Origin of the sequence: Rahnella sp. RFA10(1/100) (assembly GCF_004195115.1) — a bacterium.
GTDB lineage: Bacteria > Pseudomonadota > Gammaproteobacteria > Enterobacterales > Enterobacteriaceae > Rahnella > Rahnella perminowiae.
Genome location: NZ_SEWR01000011.1, coordinates 49,589 through 72,149, shown reverse-complemented (window position 1 = coordinate 72,149; position 22,561 = coordinate 49,589). Strand labels below are relative to the sequence as shown.

Below are 22,561 nucleotides of genomic sequence, written 5' to 3'. Positions count from 1 at the left end.
GTAAAGTCATGGAATAGCGGCAATTGATGACGTATTTTGCGTCTAGAGGTAAATACAATGAATAAAATTTTGTTAGTTGATGACGACCGTGAACTGACTTCACTTTTGAAAGAATTGCTCGAAATGGAAGGCTTTAATGTTGTAGTGGCTTACGATGGTGAGCAGGCATTAGAGAAAATCGATAATACCATCGATCTTCTGTTACTTGACGTGATGATGCCGAAGAAAAACGGCATTGAAACCCTTAAAGAATTACGCCAGCGCCATCAGACGCCAGTGATTATGTTAACCGCTCGTGGCAGTGAATTAGATCGTGTTCTTGGCCTTGAGCTGGGTGCCGATGACTATCTGCCAAAACCGTTTAATGACCGCGAGCTCGTGGCTCGTATCCGGGCCATGTTGCGTCGCTCTAACTGGAGCGAACAGCAGCAAAGCAATGAAAACAGCGGCTCACCGACGCTCGAAGTGGACGGGCTGCAACTCAACCCAGGCCGTCAGGAAGCCAGCTTTAACGGGGAAGCGCTGGATTTAACCGGCACTGAATTCACCCTTTTGTACTTACTGGCAAAACATCTTGGACAAGTTGTTTCCCGCGAACACCTTAGTCAGGAAGTGCTGGGGAAACGTCTGACGCCGTTTGACCGTGCTATTGATATGCATATCTCGAATCTGCGCCGTAAATTACCTGATCGCCAGGATGGTCATCCGTGGTTTAAAACCCTGCGTGGACGGGGTTATCTGATGGTTTCTGCTTCATGATAAACAGCCTTACGGCACGTATTTTTGCCATTTTCTGGTTCACATTAGCCTTAGTGCTGATGCTGGTATTAATGGTGCCGAAACTCGATTCACGCCAGATTACACCGCTGCTCGATAACGAGCAGCGGCAAGGCCTGATGATTGAACAACACGTTGAGGCTGAACTGGCGACCGATCCTGCAAATGACCTGATGTGGTGGCGCCGCTTGTTCCGTGCCATCGACAAATGGGCTCCGCCAGGTCAGCGCCTGTTGCTGGTGACCAGCGAAGGGCGGGTGATTGGCGCTCAGCGCAATGAAATGCAGATCGTGCGTAACTTTATCGGCCAGTCTGATAACTCAGATCGCCCGAAGAAGAAAAAATATGGCCGCGTCGAAATGGTGGGCCCTTTCTCCGTTCGTGACGGCGAAGACAATTACCAGCTTTATCTGATGCGCCCCGCCAGCAGTTCCCAGTCTGACTTTATCAACCTGATGTTCGACCGCCCGCTGTTGCTGTTAATCGTCACCATGCTGATCAGCGCCCCGCTGTTGCTCTGGCTGGCCTGGAGCCTGGCGAAACCGGCGCGCAAGTTGAAAAACGCCGCTGATGATGTTGCACGCGGCAATCTTAAGCAGCATCCGGAACTCGAAGCAGGGCCACAGGAGTTCCTCGCGACCGGTGCCAGCTTCAACCAGATGGTCAGCGCACTCGAACGGATGGTCACGGCGCAACAACGGCTGATTTCCGATATCTCACATGAACTCCGTACCCCGCTGACGCGTTTGCAACTGGCAACCGCGTTGATGAGACGTCGTCATGGTGAAGGGAAAGAGCTGCAACGCATCGAAAATGAGGCTCAGCGCCTTGATGGCATGATCAATGACCTGCTGGTGTTGTCACGCAGCCAGCATAAAAATGAATTATCGCGCGAAACCCTAAAGGCACACGAATTGTGGGCTGGAGTGATTGACGACGCACAGTTTGAAGCCGAACAAATGGGCAAAACACTTGAAGTCACATCACCACCTGGCCCGTGGAAACTGATCGGTAATGCGGCGGCGCTCGACAGCGCGCTGGAGAACATCGTGCGTAACGCCCTGCGTTATTCGAATCATCATATTGTGCTGAACTTCGCCCACGACAACGAAGGGATCACCATCACCGTAGATGATGACGGCCCCGGCGTAAGTGAGGAAGATCGTGAGCAGATTTTCCGTCCGTTCTACCGTACTGATGAAGCGCGTGACCGGGAATCCGGCGGTACCGGCCTTGGGCTGGCTATCGTCGATACCGCTGTTCAACAGCACAGAGGCAAGGTAAAAGCCGAAGACAGCCCGCTGGGCGGCCTTCGTTTGATTATCTGGCTGCCGCTGCACCAGCGTTAAGTTTCTGCTATTCTGCGTCCCTTTATCAGGGGGACGCATGCTTAACATTGTTTTATTTGAACCAGAAATCCCGCCCAACACCGGCAACATTATCCGCCTGTGTGCCAACACCGGATGCCAGCTTCACCTCATCGAACCTTTGGGTTTCGGCTGGGACGATAAACGTCTGCGCCGCGCCGGGCTCGATTACCATGAATTCGCCAATATCAAGCATCACGCTAATTATGATGCCTTTCTCAGTAGTGAAAACCCACAGCGCCTGTTTGCACTGACAACCAAAGGCACGCCAGCACATAGCGCCGTCAGCTATCAGGAGGATGATTTCCTGCTCTTCGGCCCAGAAACTCGCGGCTTGCCGGCATCCATACTGGATAACCTGCCAGCACAACAGAAAATCCGCATTCCCATGCGCGCAGAAAGCCGCAGCATGAACTTGTCGAATGCTGTGTCCGTTGTGGTTTATGAAGCCTGGCGTCAGTTGGGATATCCGGGCGCATTGCTGAAAGAATAGCGTATTGGAAGTGAAGAGGATGGCATGCAGATTCATGCCATCTGAAAGCCTGTCAGATGCCGTCGCCGAATTCAAAACCCTGCACAATACCGTTGAAATGCTGATCCATATCCATGGAAGGCCGCTCGCTTTCCGGCCGCCCGACAATACGCGCCGGAACGCCTGCAGCCGTGGTATGTGGAGGAACTGATTGTAATACGACTGAACCCGCACCGATTTTTGCGCCAGCACCCACTTCGATGTTGCCGAGGATTTTCGCACCGGCACCAATCATGACGCCTTCACGAATTTTAGGGTGTCGGTCACCGCAGGTTTTCCCTGTACCACCCAGTGTCACAGATTGCAGAATCGACACGTCATTTTCCACCACGGCCGTTTCACCGATGACAATGCCGGTGGCGTGGTCAAACATGATGCCACAGCCAATGCGTGCCGCCGGGTGAATATCTACGCCAAATGACACTGAAATCTGATTCTGGAAATAAATTGCCAGCGCTTTGCGATCCTGCTTCCATAGCCAGTTACCGATGCGGTAAGCCTGCAGCGCGTGGAACCCTTTAAGATAAAGCAGCGGTGTGGAATATTTGTCGACCGCGGCATCACGCTGATGCACAGCCAAAATGTCGCGGGCAGCGGACAGGATCATTTGTTCGTCGTTGCGATAGGCTTCTTCGACAACTTCACGGATCGCCATCGCAGGCATAATCGGATTGCCCAGTTTGTTGGCCAGAATGTAGCTCAACGCGCCGCCCAGCGTTTCATGTTTTAGCAACGTCGCATGGAAAAAACTGGCCAGCATCGGTTCACACTCAGCCAGCGCTCTCGCCTCTGATTTAATGTTATTCCAGACCAGTTCTAATTCTTCTAACGACATCACTTTTCCTTACGACTTTGCAAGTTCGGGTAATAAAAAGCCGCCCTGTGGGGAATACCAACAAGGTGGCTATTCTGCAAATGCCTTTCAGTGGCTGTGTTTTTCGTCCTTGCTCGCACGGGCAAGCAGACTGATTGCTGCTTCACGCGCATCTTTACCGCAATACAGCACCTGGTAAATCTGTTCCGTGATCGGCATTTCAACATTATTTCGCTGCGCCAGAGCCCGCACTTCTTTTGTATTGCGATAGCCTTCAACAACCTGGCCGATGGTGTCCTGAGCAGTCTGAACATCTTTGCCTTGCCCCAGCATAATGCCGAAGCGACGGTTGCGGGACTGGTTGTCTGTGCAGGTTAACACTAAATCACCCAAGCCTGCCATGCCCATAAATGTGGCTGGGTCAGCGCCTAAAGCGGAACCCAGGCGGGTCATTTCTGCCAGACCACGGGTAATCAGCGCGGTTCTTGCATTAGCCCCAAAGCCGATACCATCAGACATCCCGGCACCAATCGCGATAACATTTTTAATCGCACCGCCCAGTTGAACACCGATAAAATCGGGGTTGCTGTAAACACGGAAGCTTTTGCCACAGTGCAGCAATTGCTGCAAATCTTCGGCAAAACGGGTATCCGTTGCGGCCAGTGAGATTGCCGTTGGCATGCCGGCCGCCAGTTCTTTAGCAAATGTCGGCCCGGAAACGACGGCTAATGGAATTGCATCGCCGAGTTCTTCGCGCGCGACATCTTGCAACAAACGTCCGGTTTCGGCTTCCAGACCTTTCGTCGCCCACACCACGCGCGCATCAGGGCGCAGATGCGGTTTCAGCTGGCGTAATACGTCACCAAATACATGGCTTGGCACTACAACCAGTACATTACGACTGGCAGCTAACGCGATAGAAAGATTGGTTTCGAGCAACAGATTATCGGGGAAATGAACATCAGGAAGGAATTCCTGATTACAACGGGCGCGCTGTAACGCATTGATGTGGTCGGGATTATGTCCCCACAGCACAACGGGATGACCATTTCTGGCAAGAGTAATCGCTAAAGCGGTGCCGTACGAGCCGGCACCGATCACTGTCATTGACGCATTGACGGTTTTCATCAGGCATCCTGATGCGGTTCAGCACCTTCGCCTTCAGCTTGCTGTTGCAGATAGTTCATGAACAGAGCGTCAAAGTTAACAGGTGCCAGATTCAGTTGCGGGAAGGTACCGCGGGAAACCAGGCTGGTGATGCACTCACGGGCATACGGGAACAGAATGTTCGGGCAATATGCCCCCAGGCAATGTGCCATCTGGTTGCCATCAATACCGGAGATAGTGAAGATACCACCTTGCTGAACTTCGCACAGGAACGCAGTTTCGTCGCCCAGGGAAGACGTTACGGTCACACGCAAGACGACTTCATATACGCCGTCAGCCAGCTGGCTGGAAGCAGTATCAAGATCCAGTTTAACTTCTGGCTGCCAGTCTTGCTGGAAAACCTGAGGCGCATTTGGCGCTTCAAAAGAGATGTCTTTGGTGTAGATACGTTGGATCTGGAAAGCCATCTCGGTGTTATTTTGTTCTGACATGTGAGTAGTACCCTCGGGTTAATAGTCCTTTTAAACACTTAATGGAAAACAGGCGCCGCCTTTATTAACCCAGCATTGGGTCAAGGCCACCGCGTGCATCAAGTGCATGTAAATCATCACAACCGCCTACGTGTTGCCCATCGATAAAAATCTGAGGAACGGTTGAACGACCGCTACGGGCGATCATTTTTTCACGTTTATCCGCGTCGCCGTCGATAGCGATTTCATCGAATGAAGCCCCTTTGCTATTAAGGAGAGCCTTCGCACGATGGCAGTAAGGGCAGGTTGCCTTGGTGTAGATTTCAATTTTGGCCATGGGTTCCACCTCAGAGTCGTAAAATTTATTGCCGTAGCAGTTTGCTTAATGTCTTATTTACCGCGCACTAATGGCAGATTTTCACTGCTCCAGCCGCTGATACCTTCTTTGAGTGTAAAGACGCGTTCAAAACCCGCAGCAATAAGGCCTTCAGCCGCAGTGCGGGAAGTCTGGCCTGTGGCACAAACCACGATAACAGGCTGTGCTTTATGTTTGGTCAGTTCACCCAGGTTGTTGTTCTTGATGTCGGCAGACAACACATTTTGTGATTCAGCGATGTGGCCTTTGCGGAATTCTTCACGCGCGCGGACATCGACAACAATGGCGTCTTCTTTGTTAATCAGGCGGGTTGCTTCGCCACGGGTGATCTCTTTTACTTTAGAAAAACGTGTTTTAAAAGTGGTTACAATTACTGCAATCAGTAACGCAACCCACGCCAGGCTGAGAACCGGATGCGCACTGATGAATGGCATAATATCTTGCATGGGGTGTAGCAACTCCCGTCAGTTGGGGGAAAATTCAAGGCTTCAGAGTATACCTGCGCGTCGGAGCAAATACAGCCAGTAAGCGCGGCGATTGCCACAATCTGCGGCACGTCTCGGAAAATTAACACGCCTTTATAGCGAAAGTTAACCCTCACCTCACCTCATCTTTGATCTCCTCCGGCTATTCACTTACCGCGCTGAGGTAAAATCAGCCGCCTTAAATGCCCTTAGCCGCGCCTGTTCAGACTGTTTCAGCTGGCGAGCCTAATGAGCATTTCATCTTTCAAACTGAGGTCAATTGACATGTCGAGCAACAAAAAACCGATGGTTCTGGTGATTCTTGATGGCTACGGGCATCGCGAAGAACAACAAGATAATGCAATTCTGAACGCCAAAACCCCCGTCATGGATAATTTGTGGGCCACTCATCCGCACACCCTCATCGCCGCATCCGGGCTGGACGTCGGTTTACCCGACGGGCAGATGGGTAACTCCGAAGTCGGCCATGTCAATTTAGGTGCCGGTCGCATCGTGTATCAGGATCTCACCCGTCTGGACAAAGAAATTAAAGAAGGTGATTTCTTTAATAATAGCGTACTGACTGGCGCTGTTGATCGTGCAATCGCCGCCGGCAAATCGGTTCATATTATGGGTCTGCTGTCTGCGGGTGGCGTTCACAGTCACGAAGATCACATTATGGCGATGATTGAGCTGGCGCAACGCCGTGGTGCGAAAGCCATTTATCTGCATGCCTTCCTGGATGGCCGCGATACCCCACCGCGCAGTGCTGAAGCAGCCCTGAAACGCTTCTCAGAAAAATTTGCACAGATAGGTACAGGCCGTATCGCGTCAATCGTGGGGCGTTATTACGCCATGGATCGCGACAACCGCTGGGATCGTGTGCAACAGGCCTATGACTTAATGTCACAGGCAAAAGGCGCATTCACTGCCGATAACGCCCTTGCAGGTCTGCAAGCCGCTTATGCCCGCGACGAAAATGATGAGTTCGTCAAACCGACTGTGTTGCAAGCCGCTGGCGAAGAAACTGCCGCAATCAATGATGGCGATGCGCTGGTCTTTATGAACTTCCGTGCAGACCGTGCACGTGAAATCACCCGTGCTTTCATTAGCCCGGATTTTGAGGGCTTTACCCGCGAAAAAGTGATTAATTTCGGCGATTTTATCATGCTGACCGAATATGCTGCAGACATCAATGCAGCCTGTGCCTATCCACCGGCATCCCTGAAAAATACGCTGGGCGAATGGTTGATGGCGCACGGGAAAACGCAGTTGCGTATCTCTGAAACCGAAAAATATGCCCATGTCACCTTCTTCTTTAACGGTGGCATGGAAGACTCATTTGAAGGCGAAGATCGTATCCTGGTGAAATCACCCAATGTGGCGACTTATGACCTGCAACCGGAAATGAGCTCTGCTGAACTGACGGAAAAATTGCTCGGCGCAATCAGCAGCGGTAAATATGACGCCATCATTTGTAACTATCCAAATGGCGACATGGTCGGCCATACCGGTGTTTACGATGCGGCTGTCAGTGCCGTTGAAGCGCTCGATAAATGTGTTGCTCAGGTCGTGGACGCAGTGAAAGCCGCCGGTGGTCAGTTGCTGATTACAGCCGACCACGGCAATGCGGAACAGATGCGTGATCCTGCCACCGGCCAGGCGCATACCGCACATACCAGCCTGCCGGTACCGCTCATCTATATCGGTGGAAATGCACAGGCTGTTGAAGGCGGTAAATTATCTGATATCGCGCCAACCATGCTTTCACTGATGGGCATGGAAATTCCGACGGAAATGACCGGCAAACCGCTGTTTATCGCCCGCTAATTGCTGTTAAAGCGTGTTAAAAAAGGTGTACTGACCTCCGTTGGTACGCCTTTTTTGTTTGTGCATCAGCCGGTTGATTAGTGTTACGATACGATAAGGGACAGCCATATTGTCTATCATCCACGGTCGACAAGCGGAAAAAAGTTTGAGCAAATTCATTCATTTCAGCCTGATGAGAACCCGCCTTTCCGCTCAGGACAAGGCCGTATCTGCCTTCCCATCTCCAGCCTTATTACTGTGCGTATCTCTGCTGTCTCTCTCTGTGAGCGTGCATGCTGACGACAATAAAGATCAGCTCAAAACCATTCAGCAAAACATTGCGGAAAAAGAGAAAAGCGTAAAACAGCAGAAACAGCAACGCGGCACTTTACTGCAGCAACTGCAGGCGCAGGAAAAAACCATCGCTTCAGCCAGCAGTCAGTTGCGCAGTACACAGTCTACCCTCGCCACTTTGGGAAAAGACATTTCCGGGCTGAATGCGTCCATCGATAAATTGCAAAAACAACAAAAGACGCAGGAAACTATTCTGGCAAAGCAGCTCGATGCCGCCTTCCGCATCGGGCAGCATAAGGGCCTGCAATTACTGCTGAGCAGCGAAGAGAGCGAACGCAGCGAGAGGATCCTGGCTTATTTTGGTTATCTGAATGAAGCACGACAGAAAACCATCGAAGATCTGAAACAGACCCGCACTACGCTGGCGGCACAGCGTGTGTCTTTGCAATCTAAACAAGCCCGGCAAAAAAGCCTGTTGGATGAACAGCAAACCCAGCAGCAGAAACTCGAACAGGCACGCGCCGCACGCAAACAAACACTGACCGCGCTCGAATCCTCATTGCAAAAAGATGAGCAGAGCCTGACTGAACTGCGCGCCAACGAATCCAGCCTGCAAAACAAAATTGCAGCCGCTGAGCGTGCCGCCAAAGCACGCGCAGAAAAAGAAGCGCGTGAAGCTGCGGCAGTCAGAGCGAAAGAGCAACAGGCGAAGAAATCCGGCTCCACCTACAAACCAACCCAAAGCGAGCAATCCCTGATGGCCCGTACCGGCGGTCTGGGCAGACCATCAGGTCAAAATATCTGGCCTGTTAATGGTTCGTTGATACATCGCTTCGGCGAACAGCTACAGGGTGAACTACGCTGGAAAGGGATGGTGATCTCAGCAAGGGAAGGCAGTGATGTCCGTGCGATTGCTGACGGACGGGTCATTCTGGCGGACTGGTTACAGGGATACGGGCTGGTTGTGGTTATCGATCACGGTAAAGGCGATATGAGCCTGTACGGCTACAATCAGGATGCGCTGGTCAGCGTAGGCGACCAGGTCAGAACCGGTCAGGCCATTGCTAAAGTTGGGAACAGCGGCGGACAGGGCCAGCCATCGCTGTATTTTGAAATTCGTCGTCAGGGCCAGGCAGTTAATCCACAGCCGTGGTTGGGAAGATAGCATTGCGATATAACAAGTCCGTTTTAGCTGCCGTTTGCGGTACTGCGTTCTTTGCCTGTCAGGTTCAGGCAGCGAAATTATCCATCCTGATCGATGACTTCGGTTATCGCCAGCATGAGGAAAACCAGGTACTTCAGATGCCAAAAGCGGTATCCGTCGCGATTTTCCCCAATGCACCCGATTCGCAGATGATGATGAACAAAGCGCACCAGCAGGGACGTGAGATTCTGATCCACCTGCCGATGGCACCGCTCAGCAAGCAACCTCTGGAAAAAGATACGCTCACACCTTCCATGAGTGCCGCAGAAGTGAAACGCATTGTCGATCAGGCGATCAGCAATATTCCCTACGCGATTGGTATCAATAACCATATGGGTAGCGCTATGACCTCCAGCCTGACCGGCATGGAAAATGTCATGCAGGCAATGAATGCTCACAACCTGTTTTTCCTTGATAGTATGACCATCGGCAACACCCAGTCAGTCAAAGCGGCTCAGGGCACCCGGGTGAAAGTGATTAAACGCAATGTCTTTTTAGATGATGTGCAGAATGAAACGGAAATCCGCCGTCAATTTGAACGTGCAATTCAACTCGCACGCAAGAATGGCTATGCCATCGCGATCGGGCACCCACATCCCACTACGGTGAAAGTGCTGCAGCAAATGTTGCCAAACTTACCTGCCGATATCGTTCTGGTCAGGCCAAGCGATCTGCTGAACGAACCCCAGCGCAGCGCAGCAACCCGCAAAGCCACGATCGGGCCAGTAAAATCATCGCGTAAAGGCATCAGTGTCTGTCGCCTCAGGCAACCCATCCCGCAGATTTATGCGGACAGCATGTTTAAAGTTCTGGGAGAAAGCCTGAAATCTTTACCTGCCTTGGAGTTTGTGGAACGGCAATATTCTGTGATGACAACTTTTACGCAAAACTAGGAATCGCACACATTGACGATTTCCTGATTATATTGATGGTAAGCATATCTCCGTTACCATTAACTAACTTATTGATATAGATGAGTTTACGAGCCAAACTAAAAAGTAGAGCTTCTGGGTTTTGCCTCATATAATAGGCGCTGTATATTTTTTTGACCGGACTGAGCAAGGGCGCTAACCGATGGGACAAGATCGATCTAAAATTCTGCTACTGGATAGTGGCAAGGAATGGGGAGGCGGTACTAACAGTATGTTAGAACTGCTGAAAAGAATCGATCGTGAAAAATTTGAAATCAGCTGTTGCTTTTATAACGATTATGCCCGGGACAACGGCGAAACTATCGGCCAGATTTTAAACTCACTGAATGTTCCGGTATTCTTTATTCCGCAGGTTAAACAACCTGCCTGGGCAAAAATCGTCAAAGAAGTATTAAGAACGCTGTTTTTCTTTAACAGTAACTTGCGTCAGAAAGCCATTTATTCCATCGACAAAATCTGGCGTATTAACCCCAACATCCGCAAAATTCACTCCCTGCTTGAACTCGGTCAGTTTGACATTCTGTATATGAATAATCAGCCCAGCTCGAATGTTGAAGGCTATTATTCTACTGCCGGTTTACCCACAGAAATCGTACAACATTGTCGTATTGAGCCGGTGCTCAGCCGGGAAATTGTGCGAATCGTTAACCAGTTCTGCCACAGCATTATCTCTGTTTCTCAGGGTGTGCAGGAACAACTGCTCAAACGCGGTGTACGCAAGGAGTTATGTTTTACCGTTTTTAATGGCATTGATATTCATCAGCCATTGCCTGACGGCAATAAAATCCGGGAAGAATTAGCGGCCGACAACGATACGTTCATCTTTGGCAGTATCGGTTCTCTGATTAACCGCAAAGCCCATCACTTCACGTTACTGGCGCTGGACAAATTTAACCGCGCATTTCCGGAAGCTAAATGGAAAATGGTGTTTGTGGGTGAAGGCCCGAACTTACGCCGCCTCATTCAGCAAGCTTCGGCTCTGAATATGATGGATAAAGTCATATTCACAGGCTTTCAGAGCAATGCGCTGGAATACCTGTCCGCGTTTGATACCTTTATTTTGGGTTCAAAAAGTGAGGGCCTGCCACGGGTCGTGTTGGAATCGATGCTGCTAAAAACACCTGTGATTGGATCGAATGTCACCGGAACGGCCGAACTGATTAAAAATGCAGAAACCGGCATGTTATTTGAGTATGGCGATATTGAAATGCTCTTTAACCATATGAAAACACTGTATCTCAATGCCCATCTGAGAAATGAAATCGCAGAGCAGGCAAACCTGATTGTTCGCGAAAAATTTGCAATTGAAAAATATGTCTCAGGCGTTGAAACCGTTTTAAGCAGTGTGAAAAAGAAACAAGGCTGAATATGTTCAAATTTCTAAATCCAAAATATCGTCACATACTTTCGCGCCATAATTTGCCGTATCCCGATACCGTCACGCCAGACAAACCCAAAAACAGTGTTACGTCAGTAGTGATCCCTTCTGCAGGGGCCGACTATATTGAAGAGGCGTGTCTGTGTGCAGAATTTGCCGATAAATTCGCGACCGCATTACAGGAAATCGTGATTGTTACCGATCAGGATGCCAGCCATTTCCGCCCGTTGCCTGAGAAAGTCCGCATCGTCACGCTTAACCCTGAGACCAAATCCGGTGATTATCGCTATAAACAAATTTATCTCAGTCGCCTGATCAAACTGATGGCACCTTTGCAGGCCAAGACTGACGGTATTTTGATGATCGATTCCGATCTGAATTTACTCAAAATGCCTGAAATTCAGTTGCATGAAAATCACATTTACTCAAGTTTCCGCCAGGGAAAGATGATTGCCAAACTGGACGGTTGTGATCCTGAGATAATCCCGGCGTATTACAAAAACAGCGTGCGCCCTTATATTGTTGATCATGTCAACGGCGCTTTCTTAGCCGCCACCCGTAAAACCTGGGAGCGTTTGTGCCCGCTGTGGATTATGTTTTTCAGAGATACCTGGAACCTTCTGCCAGACAATCAGCCACCGACTGATCAGCTACCTCTGGCCGCCATGCTGGATACACTGGATATCAAAAGCGTCAATCTGGGCGACTGGATGAACTGGCCGGTATCGAAAAAAATTGGCGGTACGCCATCGGTTATCCCGAAAGAAGTGATTGGCGCTCATGGCGGCTTCCCGCTGACAGAATGGCAAAAGTATCTGGCTTCACCGGATAATGAACTGTTATTCAAAGGGCAGGATTACACCCGTAAAGTACGTTATCTGACGGATGCCGAGAAAAAAACGGCCGATCCTGCGGCGTAACAACTGCGCCATTTTCAGCAAAAAGCCCGCTATTTCAGCGGGCTTTTTGCGTTCCCGGAGTACCGGATTACCAGTTGAGTATCACTTTGCCTGAATGCCCGGAGCGCATTGCATCAAACCCTTTCTGGAATTCATCAATAGGAAAATGGTGCGTAATGAGAGGGGTAAGATCTAATCCTGACTGGATCAGGGCGGCCATTTTGTACCAGGTTTCGAACATTTCCCTTCCGTAAATGCCTTTAATAAACAGCCCTTTGAAAATCACCTGATTCCAGTCGATCGCCATCTCAGTGGAGGGAATGCCCAGCATCGCAATCCGGCCTCCGTGATTCATGGCGTTGAGCATGCTGCGAAATGCGGACGGTGCACCTGACATCTCCAGTCCGACGTCAAACCCTTCCGTCATACCCAGTTCATCCATCACATTCTGCAAGCTTTGCTGACTGACGTTCACTGCCCGCGTTACGCCCATTTTACGCGCCAGTTCCAGACGGTATTCGTTCATATCTGTAATGACAACATGGCGGGCACCAACGTGTTTACAAATCGCAGCGGCCATGATGCCAATCGGGCCGGCCCCGCTGATCAGCACATCCTCACCGACCAGATCAAACGACAATGCGGTATGCACAGCATTCCCGAAGGGATCAAAAATCGCAGCCAGATCATCGGAAATATTGTCCGGGATTTTAAACGCATTAAAAGCAGGCAATACCAGATATTCCGCAAAAGCACCCGGACGGTTTACCCCGACGCCCTGCGCATTGCGGCACAAATGTGTGCGTCCTCCGCGACAATTACGGCAATGTCCGCAGGTAATATGCCCCTCACCCGACACCCGGTCGCCGATACTGAAACCTTTAACTTCCTGGCCGATACCCACCACTTCGCCGACATATTCGTGTCCGACAACCATCGGCACGGGAATCGTTTTTTGTGACCACTCATCCCAGTTGTAGATATGCACATCAGTGCCACATATGGCCGTTTTACGGATTTTGATCAGCAAATCGTTGTGCCCTAATTCAGGTACCGGCGCATCCGTCATCCAGATGCCTTCTTCTCGTTTGAGTTTTGCTAAGGCTTTCATCGACATTCCTCAGGCGATCACGCCAAGTTTTTTGCCAATACGGGTGAAGGCTTCAACGGCCTTTTCGATCTGTTCCGTGCTGTGCGCCGCTGACATTTGAGTACGAATGCGCGCCTGTCCCTGAGGCACCACCGGATAAAAGAAACCGGTGACGTAAATCCCCTCCTGCTGCAAAAGCGATGCAAATTCCTGAGCCAGACGGGCCTCGCCCAGCATCACCGGGATAATCGCGTGATCGGCACCCGCCAGCGTGAAACCAGCGGCGGTCATTTTTTCACGGAACAGTCTGGCGTTGCTGAGCAAACGTTCACGCAGGTCGTTGCCTTCTTCGAGCATGGAAAGCACTTTAAGCGAGGCGGAGACAATCGACGGTGCCAGAGAATTAGAAAAGAGGTAAGGCCGCGAACGCTGGCGCAGCCAGTCGATCACTTCCTGACGCGCTGCGGTATAGCCGCCGGAAGCACCGCCCAGCGCTTTGCCGAGCGTGCCGGTGATGATATCCACACGCCCCATCACATCACAATATTCGTGCGTTCCCCGCCCTTCGGCTCCGACAAAACCAACCGCGTGAGAATCATCGACCATTACCAGCGCGTCAAATCGTTCAGCCAGGTCGCACACGCCTTTCAGATTAGCAATCACACCATCCATCGAAAATACACCGTCGGTTGCCACCAGAATATGGCGGGCACCGTCGTCTTTTGCCTGCTGCAAACGGGTTTCCAGTTCAGCCATATTGTTGTTGGCATACCGGTAACGCCTGGCTTTGCATAACCGGACGCCGTCGATTATTGAGGCGTGATTCAGCGCATCCGAAATGATGGCGTCTTCTTCACCCAGTAATGTTTCGAATAACCCGCCGTTGGCATCAAAACAGGAGGAATAGAGGATGGCATCATCCATACCGAGAAAGTCAGCCAGACGGTGTTCGAGCTCTTTGTGCGTATCTTGTGTACCACAGATAAAGCGGACCGAAGCCATGCCGAAACCGTGGCTGTCGAGACCAGCTTTTGCCGCGTCGATTAATGCAGGATGATTGGCCAGGCCAAGGTAGTTGTTAGCGCAAAAATTGATGACCGGATGGCCGCCAGCAACGGCGACTTCTGCCTGCTGGGGCGTGGTGAGAATGCGTTCTTCTTTAAACAGCCCTTCAACCCGAGCCTGATCCAGCTGATCTTCCAGCTGCCGATAAAACGAAACAGACATACAGTATTCTCCTGAAATGACTCATTCACGGAATACCTTACTAATCTGCATATGAAATAACGATGAAAGTGCTCACAATATCTTTGTTTTGCAGCATAGTTCACGCCTTACGCCCTGAAACATAAGAATCCCTGTTATAGGACACCTTCCCAATGTGAGCTTCATAATGAAGTGTTATGATATTACCCATTATACAGGCTGTGCATGGTGCGCAGTTCTTCAAATGATTAAAGGTGAATCCCATGATAATCGTCACTGGCGGCGCTGGTTTTATCGGCAGCAATATTATTAAATCGCTCAATGATATGGGATACCGCGATATTCTGGTGGTGGATAATCTGAAAGACGGTACCAAGTTCGTCAATCTGGTTGATCTGGATATTGCGGATTATTGCGACAAAGAAGATTTCATCGCCAGCATCGTCGCCGGCGACGATCTGGGTGATATCGACGCCATTTTCCATGAAGGCGCGTGCTCTTCCACGACCGAGTGGGACGGCAAATACATGATGGATAACAACTATCAGTACTCCAAAGATGTTCTGCATTATTGTCTGGATCGCAGTATTCCCTTCCTGTATGCCTCTTCCGCAGCAACCTATGGTAGTCAGAGCACCAGCTTTGTAGAAGATCGCCAATATGAGCAGCCGCTGAACGTCTACGGTTACTCTAAGTTCCTGTTTGACCAGTATGTACGCGAAATTCTGCCGCACGCTGAATCTCAAATCTGTGGTTTCCGCTATTTCAACGTTTACGGACCGCGTGAAGGCCATAAAGGCAGCATGGCGAGCGTAGCATTCCATCTGAATAATCAGATCAAAGCCGGGGAAAACCCAAAACTGTTCTCTGGCAGCGAAGGCTTCAAGCGCGATTTCATCTATGTAGGTGATGTGGCAGCCGTGAACCTGTGGTTCTGGCAAAACGGGGTTTCAGGCATTTTCAACTGCGGTACCGGCCGTTCGGAATCCTTCCAGGCCGTAGCAGACGCCGTTGTGGCGTACCACAATTCTGGCGATATCGAATACATTCCTTTCCCGGAAAAACTCAAGGGCCGCTACCAGTCTTTCACGCAGGCCGATATGACTGCCCTGCGTAACGCCGGTTATGACAAGCCCTTCAAAACAGTGGCTGAAGGTGTGACGGAATACATGAGCTGGCTTAACCGCACAGTTTAAGCCCTGCACCTTGAGGAATGGATTAACGGTATGAAAATACTGGTAATTGGGCCGTCATGGGTCGGTGACATGATGATGTCACAAAGTCTTTATCGCACCCTGAAAGCTGCGCACCCCGACGCTCAGATTGACGTGATGGCACCTGCATGGTGCCGTCCTTTACTTGATCGCATGCCGGAAGTGCATCAGGCGCTGGCAATGCCGCTGGGCCATGGAGCGCTGGAATTGGGCGAGCGTCGTCGTCTGGGTATTTCACTGCGCAATGAGAAATATCAGCGCGCATACGTTCTGCCTAACTCGTTTAAATCGGCGCTGATACCTTTCTTTGCCCGTATTCCTCAGCGCACCGGCTGGCGTGGCGAAATGCGTTATGGCCTGCTCAATGATTTGCGGGTACTGGATAAACCCGCATTCCCACTGATGGTTCAGCGTTATGCCGCACTGGGCTATGATGCCCGGCAAATCAAAACTGCCGCTGATCTTCCGCAACCTGTTCTGTGGCCGAAATTAGCGGTCAGCAACGCGGAAGTCACTGCGGTTAAAACCGCCTTCTCTGTGGATAATACCCGCCCGCTGATAGGTTTCTGCCCTGGCGCGGAATTTGGCCCGGCAAAACGCTGGCCTCATTATCACTACGCGGTGCTGGCTGAAAAGCTGATCAGCGAAGGCTATCAGGTGGTGCTGTTTGGTTCCGCAAAAGATAACGCTGCAGGTGAACAAATCCGCCTGGCGCTGACAGAAAACGCACAGCCTTTCTGCCTCAATCTGGCGGGGAAAACCTCCCTGGATCAGGCGGTCGTGATGATTGCCGCCTGTCATGCGGTGGTCAGTAATGATTCAGGTCTTATGCATGTTGCCGCTGCTCTGGATAAACCGCTGGTGGCACTTTACGGGCCCAGCAGCCCGGACTTTACGCCACCACTCAGTCATCAGGCAAAAGTTATACGTCTTATCACCGGCTACCATAAAGTCCGTAAAGGCGATGCGGAAGAAGGCTATCACCAAAGTTTAATTGATATACAACCCGGGCAGGTTTACCAGGAACTCACCCAGTTGCTGAACGCAAGGAAGGAGCTTTAATGCGGGTTCTCATCGTCAAAACCTCGTCCATGGGCGACGTTCTGCATACTCTTCCGGCGTTAACGGATGCGATGCAGGCCATTCCTGGGATCCGCTTTGACTGGGTTGTGGAAGAAGGCTTTACCCAGATCCCCGGCTGGCATCCTGCCGTTGATCGCGTGATACCTGTCGCCATCCGCCGCTGGCGGAAAAACTGGTTCGGTTCTGAAACCCGGCATCAACGCTGCGATTTCAAACGCGAAGTTCAGTCTCAAACCTATGATGTCATCATCGATGCTCAGGGTCTGATGAAAAGTGCAGCACTGATCACCCGCGTCGCCAAAGGCGAAAAACACGGGCAAGATTGTAAAAGTGCCCGCGAGCCATTCGCCAGCTGGTTCTACAATCAACGCCATGAAATCGATAAAAAGCAGCATGCGGTAGAGCGTACCCGGGAGTTATTTGCGAAAAGCCTGGGTTATGAAAAGCCATCAGGCCAGGGGGATTACGCTATTGCGGCACGTTTCCTCTCCCATCTTCCTGCTGATACGCAGCCGTATCTGGTGTTTCTTCATGCCACCACCCGCGCAGATAAGCACTGGCCGGAAGAGCACTGGCGTGCGCTGATCAGCATGTTCGACGGGCAAAATATTTGCATCAAACTTCCATGGGGGGCAGACCATGAATATCAACGCGCATTGCGCCTGGCGGAAGGTTTTCCTTATGTCGAGGTGCTGCCTAAACTGAGCCTGGAAAAAGTTGCTGAGGTTTTAGCGGGGGCGAAAGCGGTCATTTCTGTTGATACCGGGCTGAGCCATCTGACCGCCGCGCTGGATCGTCCCAATATCACACTTTACGGACCGACCGATCCCGGCTTGATTGGCGGGTATGGAAAGAATCAGTTTATCCTCAAAGCCGATGACAACGCATTGAAAAACTTATCTGCAAAAAGCGTCTTTGAACGTCTGAGTGATCTGCTGGCGGCGAAAGAGGAAATGAACTGACCATGAGCTACGTGATTATTTTCATTTTGCTGTGGCCGTTCAAAATGCTGATGAAGCCTTTTCATCAGGGAAAGGGACGAAATCTGGTCATACAAACCGCCAAAATTGGTGACTTCGTCAATATTACGCCTTTACTAAAACACTTAAAAAAATCAGATGTTTTGCTCAGTAAAACGGTTATGCCTTTGGCTTCACATGATGCGACGATTGATTCTATTTATCTCATTGAAGATTATAAAAAATCTTTAGTCAGTAAAATTGGTCTCGCCTTTCACCTGCTTAACCGCTACGACAATGTTTATCTGCTGCAACCTAACAGCGTTAATGCTTTCTATGCCGCCTTCTGTAACGCCAGGCATAAAGCCTTTCTGATTGCTTATACCCGCAAGTGGTATCACGGGATTTTTTATCAGACGGCAGACGTTGTTCGTTTACACCAGAAAACTAATTTCACGCTGGAAAGTTACCTGAAGCTGGCAGATCCCAGCCTCAGCGCAGACAGTTATACTAAACATGCCACCCTTCCTTTGTGGGTGCCTGAAAAAATCTTGCCGGAGCTGGCTGAAAACAAGCAGATCAAAATAGGTATCAGCATTTCGGCAGGCAATAAAGCGAAAACAATTCCAACGGCAGTGTGGATCAAAATCCTTAACGCCCTGAAGGATATTCCTTGTCAGTTTTATATTTTTGGCCCGGAGAATGAGCAGAAATACCTTGACCAGTTGCTGGGAAAACTCAGTCACCGCGAAAATATCACTAGCCTGATCGGTAAGCTAAAATTGCATGAAGTCCCTCATGCCATTTCTCAGATGGATATGTATATCGCCTCAGACTCCGGCAATGTATATATCGCTGATGCCATGAAGATACCGGTGGTCTGTTTAGCGGGGCCTTGTGACTTAGCCGAACAACATCCGACCTATGCGCCGCTCATCCTGACACCAGAAGATAAGCAACTCGCGCCTGAATCGTTCATTTTCTCAGCACCTTATCAATTCAGGCACAGCGCTGAAGAACTCTTTTCCCTCAGTGATGCACAACTGGAGAAAATACGTTCATTTGTTATAAGCAAAACAAGTCAGGTACAAAACTATGTCTGACCATGAATACCTGAGCTACCTCGAGCATAAAGAAGAACTCGTAAACCATTTAGAGGATTCAGCCTTCCCTGTGGTTCATATCGCATTCGGAATAAATAATGCGTATGCCCGTGGTATGGGGATCACTGTCTTTTCTGTTCTGAAAAACAATCCTGACTTAGCGTTTCATATTCATATATTTGGCAGTGCGCTCGATGACAAATCAAAAGATCGGCTGCTCGAGCTGGCAGTAAATCAACCGCTGGCCATAACCTGTTACGTATTCAAAGAGTCTGCGTTCACGGATTTGCCGCTGATGGGCCGCTACCCGCAGGCTATTTATTACCGTTTGTTTACTCCTTATATCCTTTCTGATGTCACCTCAAAATTACTCTATCTTGACGCGGACACATTATGTTTAGGCAGTTATAAGGAGCTGAACGAGATGGATATCAGCGCCTGTACACTGGCGGCTGTCAATGATACGCGGCGGGCCAGAAATAAACTTTGTTCACAGTTAAGCCTGACAAAGGGTAACTACTTTAACTCAGGATTTTTATACATCAACATCCCTCAGTGGATCGAAAAAAATACCACTGAGCGGATCATCCAGGCGCTTTCCCGTCAGGGAAATGAATTTAAATTCCCTGATCAGGATGCACTTAATATTGTCCTTGAACATGAAGTTTTGCTACTTCCTAAAAAGTACAATTTCGTGTGTGATATTATTTTAAATAAAGTAGGGAACAAAGTTGATATTCCTAAAGATACCATCCTGATTCATTACACAGGTAAATGTAAACCCTGGCATCTTTGGGGAATGGGAGAACTGGCTGATGTTTATGATCACTATTATGCTCAATCTCCATGGCAAGCAGTTCCACATGACGTGCCTGTTTCCTACAAAGAAATGAAACGTTATGCGCAAGCGCTCTGGTATAAGGGTCGCTACCTGACCAGTTTGTGCTGGATGTCCAAGTATATGAACAAGAAGATTTTCAGGAAAAGTCCTTTATGATCAACGTGCTAATTGATAATATAAAGAAATCGTCTCTGGACGATAAACTGGCATCAGTATTTTTTTTATTTATTACTATCTCTATTTCTTTCTTTATGTATTCCGGTGAAATTACCCGTAATTTCTTTTATATCGTCACCTATATTTCAGTCATATACTTTATCTATATTACTTTACGGGTTGAAAAGAAAATTCACTTCTATCCTGTAGCCTGCATAATTCTGCTCCTGGGTATCAGCAAGTTACTTTGGGTTATGCTGACCGTCAACCATCAGTATCCGCTTATTGCATACCATTACCAAATCAGTGGCAAACGACTCATACTGGCATCATTCATCCTTTATGCCATTGAGCATAATATTCATAAATGGAAAATCCCCACACTGACAGTACGCACGGGCATTTCCATTATGACGCTTCTGTTTTTAATCATATCAGCAACGCGCATCGCTTATTATTTAAAAACAGGCGACCGTATTCAAATAAACTCTGATGCCCCGACATCCGGTGCCTATACATTCACGATTTTTTCCTTACTGGTCATGTACAGCCTGAAATATCATGCTTTAAAACATTACCGATTCATTTGCCTGATTGTAATGACCATGACATTTGCTGTACTTGCGGCCACCGAAACTCGTTCAGCAATGCTACTTTTTACGCTCATTAGTGCAGGCAGCGTCATTTACGACTTTGTCAAAAGTTCCCATACTTCTAAAATGATATACGGTTTTGGCATCACCGCTTTGATTATTGCCGCCGTTCTCTCAGGCCATCCTTATTACAATAAGGTACTCACCCGCCTCGACAACCTTCAGAACGAGGTCGCCTCATATCATGAAGGCAACCGCAATACTTCAGTCGGCGCGCGTTTCTCAATGTGGCGCGCCGGATTGAATGTTTTCGAACAACACCCGTTTGGTCAGTCTGCTGACAGCCGCAATGCACTGGCGACAACGTTCATCGATCAGCATGAAGGCGGCAATCCGGAAGCGTTACGTAATCTGCAGTTCCATCTGCATAATGACATTATCGATACCTTGTCATTACAGGGAATTTTCGGCGCATTGATTATGGTACTTTTCTTCGCTGTATTATTGCTCTATCCCTTCAGACTGATACCCAAAGGTTACGAATTTTTATTGCTGTCGGTTCCGGTAATTTACTTCAGTCAGGGCGATACCCAGTTTTATAATCGCGAATCACCGTATTTTATTGTGCTGGTCTTCGCCTATCTGTTGATGCTGAGAATGAGGACGCGGCCCTCTTTAGAAAAACAATGATTTTTCCGGGCTGTGAGCTCGCACCGGCCCGGTTGTTTGCCATCTTTATCAGTGGAAAATCTGTGATATGCCTTTAACAACGACATCGGACAACATTAAGCTCAGCGCGATTATTCCCCTGTATAACGCCGGGGAGATGTTCCGAAACTTTATGGATTCGCTCGTCGCCCAGACGCTGGAAAACCTCGAAGTCATCATCGTTAATGATGGCTCGACAGATGGTTCCGAGCGCGTTGCGCAAGAATACGCCAGCAAATACCCGCATATTCGCGTCATTCATCAGGCTAACGGCGGTGTTTCACGTGCGCGCAATGCTGGCCTGGATGTCGCCAAAGGTCAGTATGTCACTTTTCCGGATGCCGATGACATACTCTATCCGGACATGTATAAAACGCTGATTGAGCTGTGTGAACAAGATGATCTGGATGTCGCACAATGCAATGGTGAACGTTATTTTGTCAGCTCAGAAAAAGTTAAACCCATCATCCCCACCGATCGTTTAACGTCGACAGCCGTTCTGGATGGCCCGGACTGGCTTAAAATGGCGCTGGCAACAAACCGTTATTTGCACGTTGTATGGCTTGGAGTCTACCGTCTCCAGCTCATTAAAAAGCATAATCTGTATTTTGAACCGGGCCTGCATCATCAGGATATTCCCTGGACAACCGAATTAATGTTCAACGCACGCCGCGTGAAATATACCCAAAAGGTTCTTTATCGCTATTACATTCACGGCCAGTCAATCAGTAACCAAAAAAGAACTGGAATGAAAAACGTTGAATATCAAAGGCATTATCTAAAAATAGCCAAAATGCTTGATGCGTTAAATGAGCGATATAAAGACCAGGTAAAGATCTATGCGGAGTTTCCAAGACAGGTCACCCGTGAAGCCCTGACGGTCTGCCATTCTGTCCGCCGTGAGCCTGATCAGGCCGCCCGGAAAGCCATGATCGACGATATTTACACCTCCGGCACACGCAAAATAATGCTGCGTAACGCGCGCGGACCTAAACAATGGTGGCAACTGTTATTGTGGCTGTATCGCCTCCATAACCTGCGTAAAAAACTCGGTTAATCTGTTTCAGAAAGAGACGATTCCATTATGTCTTTAAGTGGAATCTAACTATTTCTTAAATGAAGTTATTTATCTTTCTATATCAGGAGGATAAATAACTTCACACCATACGATTCTTCACCTAAAAT

The 22,561-nt window shown here is 49.3% G+C and carries 22 protein-coding genes; 15 read left to right on the top strand and 7 right to left on the bottom strand.

Going from position 1 to position 22,561, the window contains the following annotated elements:
• Window positions 1-57: 57 nt before the first annotated feature.
• The 3 genes from cpxR to trmL are packed head-to-tail and all read left to right on the top strand — an operon-like array spanning window position 58 to window position 2,637.
• Entirely contained in the window at window positions 58-759 is a 702-nt protein-coding gene (gene cpxR, locus ETV65_RS22680; protein WP_129955294.1) for an envelope stress response regulator transcription factor CpxR, read from the top strand.
• Window positions 756-2,126, top strand: coding sequence for an envelope stress sensor histidine kinase CpxA (cpxA, locus tag ETV65_RS22675; RefSeq protein ID WP_129955293.1), 1,371 nt, complete (start codon window positions 756-758; stop codon window positions 2,124-2,126). Before cpxR ends, cpxA begins: the two co-directional genes overlap by 4 nt.
• A gap of 37 nt (window positions 2,127-2,163) precedes the next feature.
• Window positions 2,164-2,637 carry a tRNA (uridine(34)/cytosine(34)/5-carboxymethylaminomethyluridine(34)-2'-O)-methyltransferase TrmL gene (gene trmL / locus ETV65_RS22670; RefSeq protein ID WP_129955292.1) on the top strand — a complete coding sequence of 158 codons (474 nt, stop codon included), beginning with the start codon at window positions 2,164-2,166 and terminating at the stop codon, window positions 2,635-2,637.
• Window positions 2,638-2,689: 52 nt separating this feature from the next.
• Here trmL and cysE read toward each other — a convergent pair whose 3' ends face one another.
• The 5 genes from cysE to ETV65_RS22645 all read right to left on the bottom strand — a co-directional run bounded on the left by cysE (window position 2,690) and on the right by ETV65_RS22645 (window position 5,889).
• Entirely contained in the window at window positions 2,690-3,511 is an 822-nt protein-coding gene (gene cysE, locus ETV65_RS22665) for a serine O-acetyltransferase (protein WP_120133124.1), read from the bottom strand.
• Between the two features lie 87 nt (window positions 3,512-3,598).
• Window positions 3,599-4,618, bottom strand: a complete 1,020-nt coding sequence (gene gpsA, locus ETV65_RS22660) for an NAD(P)H-dependent glycerol-3-phosphate dehydrogenase (protein WP_129955291.1) — start codon at window positions 4,616-4,618, stop codon at window positions 3,599-3,601.
• Window positions 4,618-5,088 carry a protein-export chaperone SecB gene (gene secB / locus ETV65_RS22655; protein WP_129955290.1) on the bottom strand — a complete coding sequence of 157 codons (471 nt, stop codon included), beginning with the start codon at window positions 5,086-5,088 and terminating at the stop codon, window positions 4,618-4,620. Before secB ends, gpsA begins: the two co-directional genes overlap by 1 nt.
• Window positions 5,089-5,152: 64 nt before the next feature.
• Window positions 5,153-5,404, bottom strand: coding sequence for a glutaredoxin 3 (grxC, locus tag ETV65_RS22650; RefSeq protein ID WP_013577603.1), 252 nt, complete (start codon window positions 5,402-5,404; stop codon window positions 5,153-5,155).
• Window positions 5,405-5,457: 53 nt separating this feature from the next.
• Window positions 5,458-5,889, bottom strand: a complete 432-nt coding sequence (locus ETV65_RS22645) for a rhodanese-like domain-containing protein (RefSeq protein WP_013577604.1) — start codon at window positions 5,887-5,889, stop codon at window positions 5,458-5,460.
• A gap of 303 nt (window positions 5,890-6,192) precedes the next feature.
• Here ETV65_RS22645 and gpmM point away from each other — a divergent pair, with 303 nt between their 5' ends.
• The 5 genes from gpmM to ETV65_RS22620 all read left to right on the top strand — a co-directional run bounded on the left by gpmM (window position 6,193) and on the right by ETV65_RS22620 (window position 12,444).
• Complete coding sequence (gene gpmM / locus ETV65_RS22640; protein ID WP_129955289.1) at window positions 6,193-7,737, top strand: 2,3-bisphosphoglycerate-independent phosphoglycerate mutase; 1,545 nt, start codon at window positions 6,193-6,195, stop codon at window positions 7,735-7,737.
• 145 nt (window positions 7,738-7,882) lie between these two features.
• Window positions 7,883-9,175, top strand: coding sequence for a murein hydrolase activator EnvC (envC, locus tag ETV65_RS22635; protein WP_129955288.1), 1,293 nt, complete (start codon window positions 7,883-7,885; stop codon window positions 9,173-9,175).
• Between the two features lie 2 nt (window positions 9,176-9,177).
• Window positions 9,178-10,107 (top strand): divergent polysaccharide deacetylase family protein, encoded by a 930-nt coding sequence (locus tag ETV65_RS22630; protein WP_129955287.1) that lies wholly within the window; start codon window positions 9,178-9,180, stop codon window positions 10,105-10,107.
• A gap of 181 nt (window positions 10,108-10,288) precedes the next feature.
• Entirely contained in the window at window positions 10,289-11,512 is a 1,224-nt protein-coding gene (locus tag ETV65_RS22625; protein WP_129955286.1) for a glycosyltransferase, read from the top strand.
• A gap of 2 nt (window positions 11,513-11,514) precedes the next feature.
• A complete protein-coding gene (locus ETV65_RS22620) occupies window positions 11,515-12,444 on the top strand; it encodes a hypothetical protein (RefSeq protein WP_129955285.1) in 930 nt (309 codons plus the stop codon).
• Between the two features lie 67 nt (window positions 12,445-12,511).
• Here ETV65_RS22620 and tdh read toward each other — a convergent pair whose 3' ends face one another.
• Entirely contained in the window at window positions 12,512-13,534 is a 1,023-nt protein-coding gene (tdh, locus tag ETV65_RS22615; RefSeq protein ID WP_129955284.1) for an L-threonine 3-dehydrogenase, read from the bottom strand.
• A gap of 9 nt (window positions 13,535-13,543) precedes the next feature.
• Complete coding sequence (gene kbl, locus ETV65_RS22610) at window positions 13,544-14,740, bottom strand: glycine C-acetyltransferase (RefSeq protein ID WP_129955283.1); 1,197 nt, start codon at window positions 14,738-14,740, stop codon at window positions 13,544-13,546.
• A 242-nt stretch (window positions 14,741-14,982) separates the two neighbouring features.
• Here kbl and rfaD point away from each other — a divergent pair, with 242 nt between their 5' ends.
• The 7 genes from rfaD to ETV65_RS22575 all read left to right on the top strand — a co-directional run bounded on the left by rfaD (window position 14,983) and on the right by ETV65_RS22575 (window position 22,433).
• On the top strand, window positions 14,983-15,915 hold the full coding sequence (gene rfaD, locus ETV65_RS22605; RefSeq protein WP_129955282.1) for an ADP-glyceromanno-heptose 6-epimerase: 933 nt from the start codon (window positions 14,983-14,985) through the stop codon (window positions 15,913-15,915).
• 30 nt (window positions 15,916-15,945) lie between these two features.
• The gene (gene rfaF, locus ETV65_RS22600; protein ID WP_129955281.1) at window positions 15,946-16,995 is read left to right on the top strand and encodes an ADP-heptose--LPS heptosyltransferase RfaF; all 1,050 of its coding nucleotides are present in this window, start codon (window positions 15,946-15,948) and stop codon (window positions 16,993-16,995) included.
• Window positions 16,995-17,978: a lipopolysaccharide heptosyltransferase RfaC gene (gene rfaC, locus ETV65_RS22595; protein ID WP_129955280.1), complete on the top strand. Its 984-nt coding sequence runs from the start codon at window positions 16,995-16,997 to the stop codon at window positions 17,976-17,978. The genes rfaF and rfaC overlap by 1 nt, the downstream gene beginning before the upstream one ends.
• A gap of 2 nt (window positions 17,979-17,980) precedes the next feature.
• Window positions 17,981-19,078, top strand: a complete 1,098-nt coding sequence (locus ETV65_RS22590) for a glycosyltransferase family 9 protein (RefSeq protein ID WP_129955279.1) — start codon at window positions 17,981-17,983, stop codon at window positions 19,076-19,078.
• The gene (locus tag ETV65_RS22585) at window positions 19,071-20,075 is read left to right on the top strand and encodes a glycosyltransferase (protein ID WP_129955278.1); all 1,005 of its coding nucleotides are present in this window, start codon (window positions 19,071-19,073) and stop codon (window positions 20,073-20,075) included. Before ETV65_RS22590 ends, ETV65_RS22585 begins: the two co-directional genes overlap by 8 nt.
• Entirely contained in the window at window positions 20,072-21,358 is a 1,287-nt protein-coding gene (locus ETV65_RS22580) for an O-antigen ligase family protein (RefSeq protein ID WP_129955277.1), read from the top strand. Before ETV65_RS22585 ends, ETV65_RS22580 begins: the two co-directional genes overlap by 4 nt.
• A 67-nt stretch (window positions 21,359-21,425) precedes the next feature.
• Window positions 21,426-22,433 carry a glycosyltransferase gene (locus ETV65_RS22575; protein WP_129955276.1) on the top strand — a complete coding sequence of 336 codons (1,008 nt, stop codon included), beginning with the start codon at window positions 21,426-21,428 and terminating at the stop codon, window positions 22,431-22,433.
• Window positions 22,434-22,561: the final 128 nt, after the last annotated feature.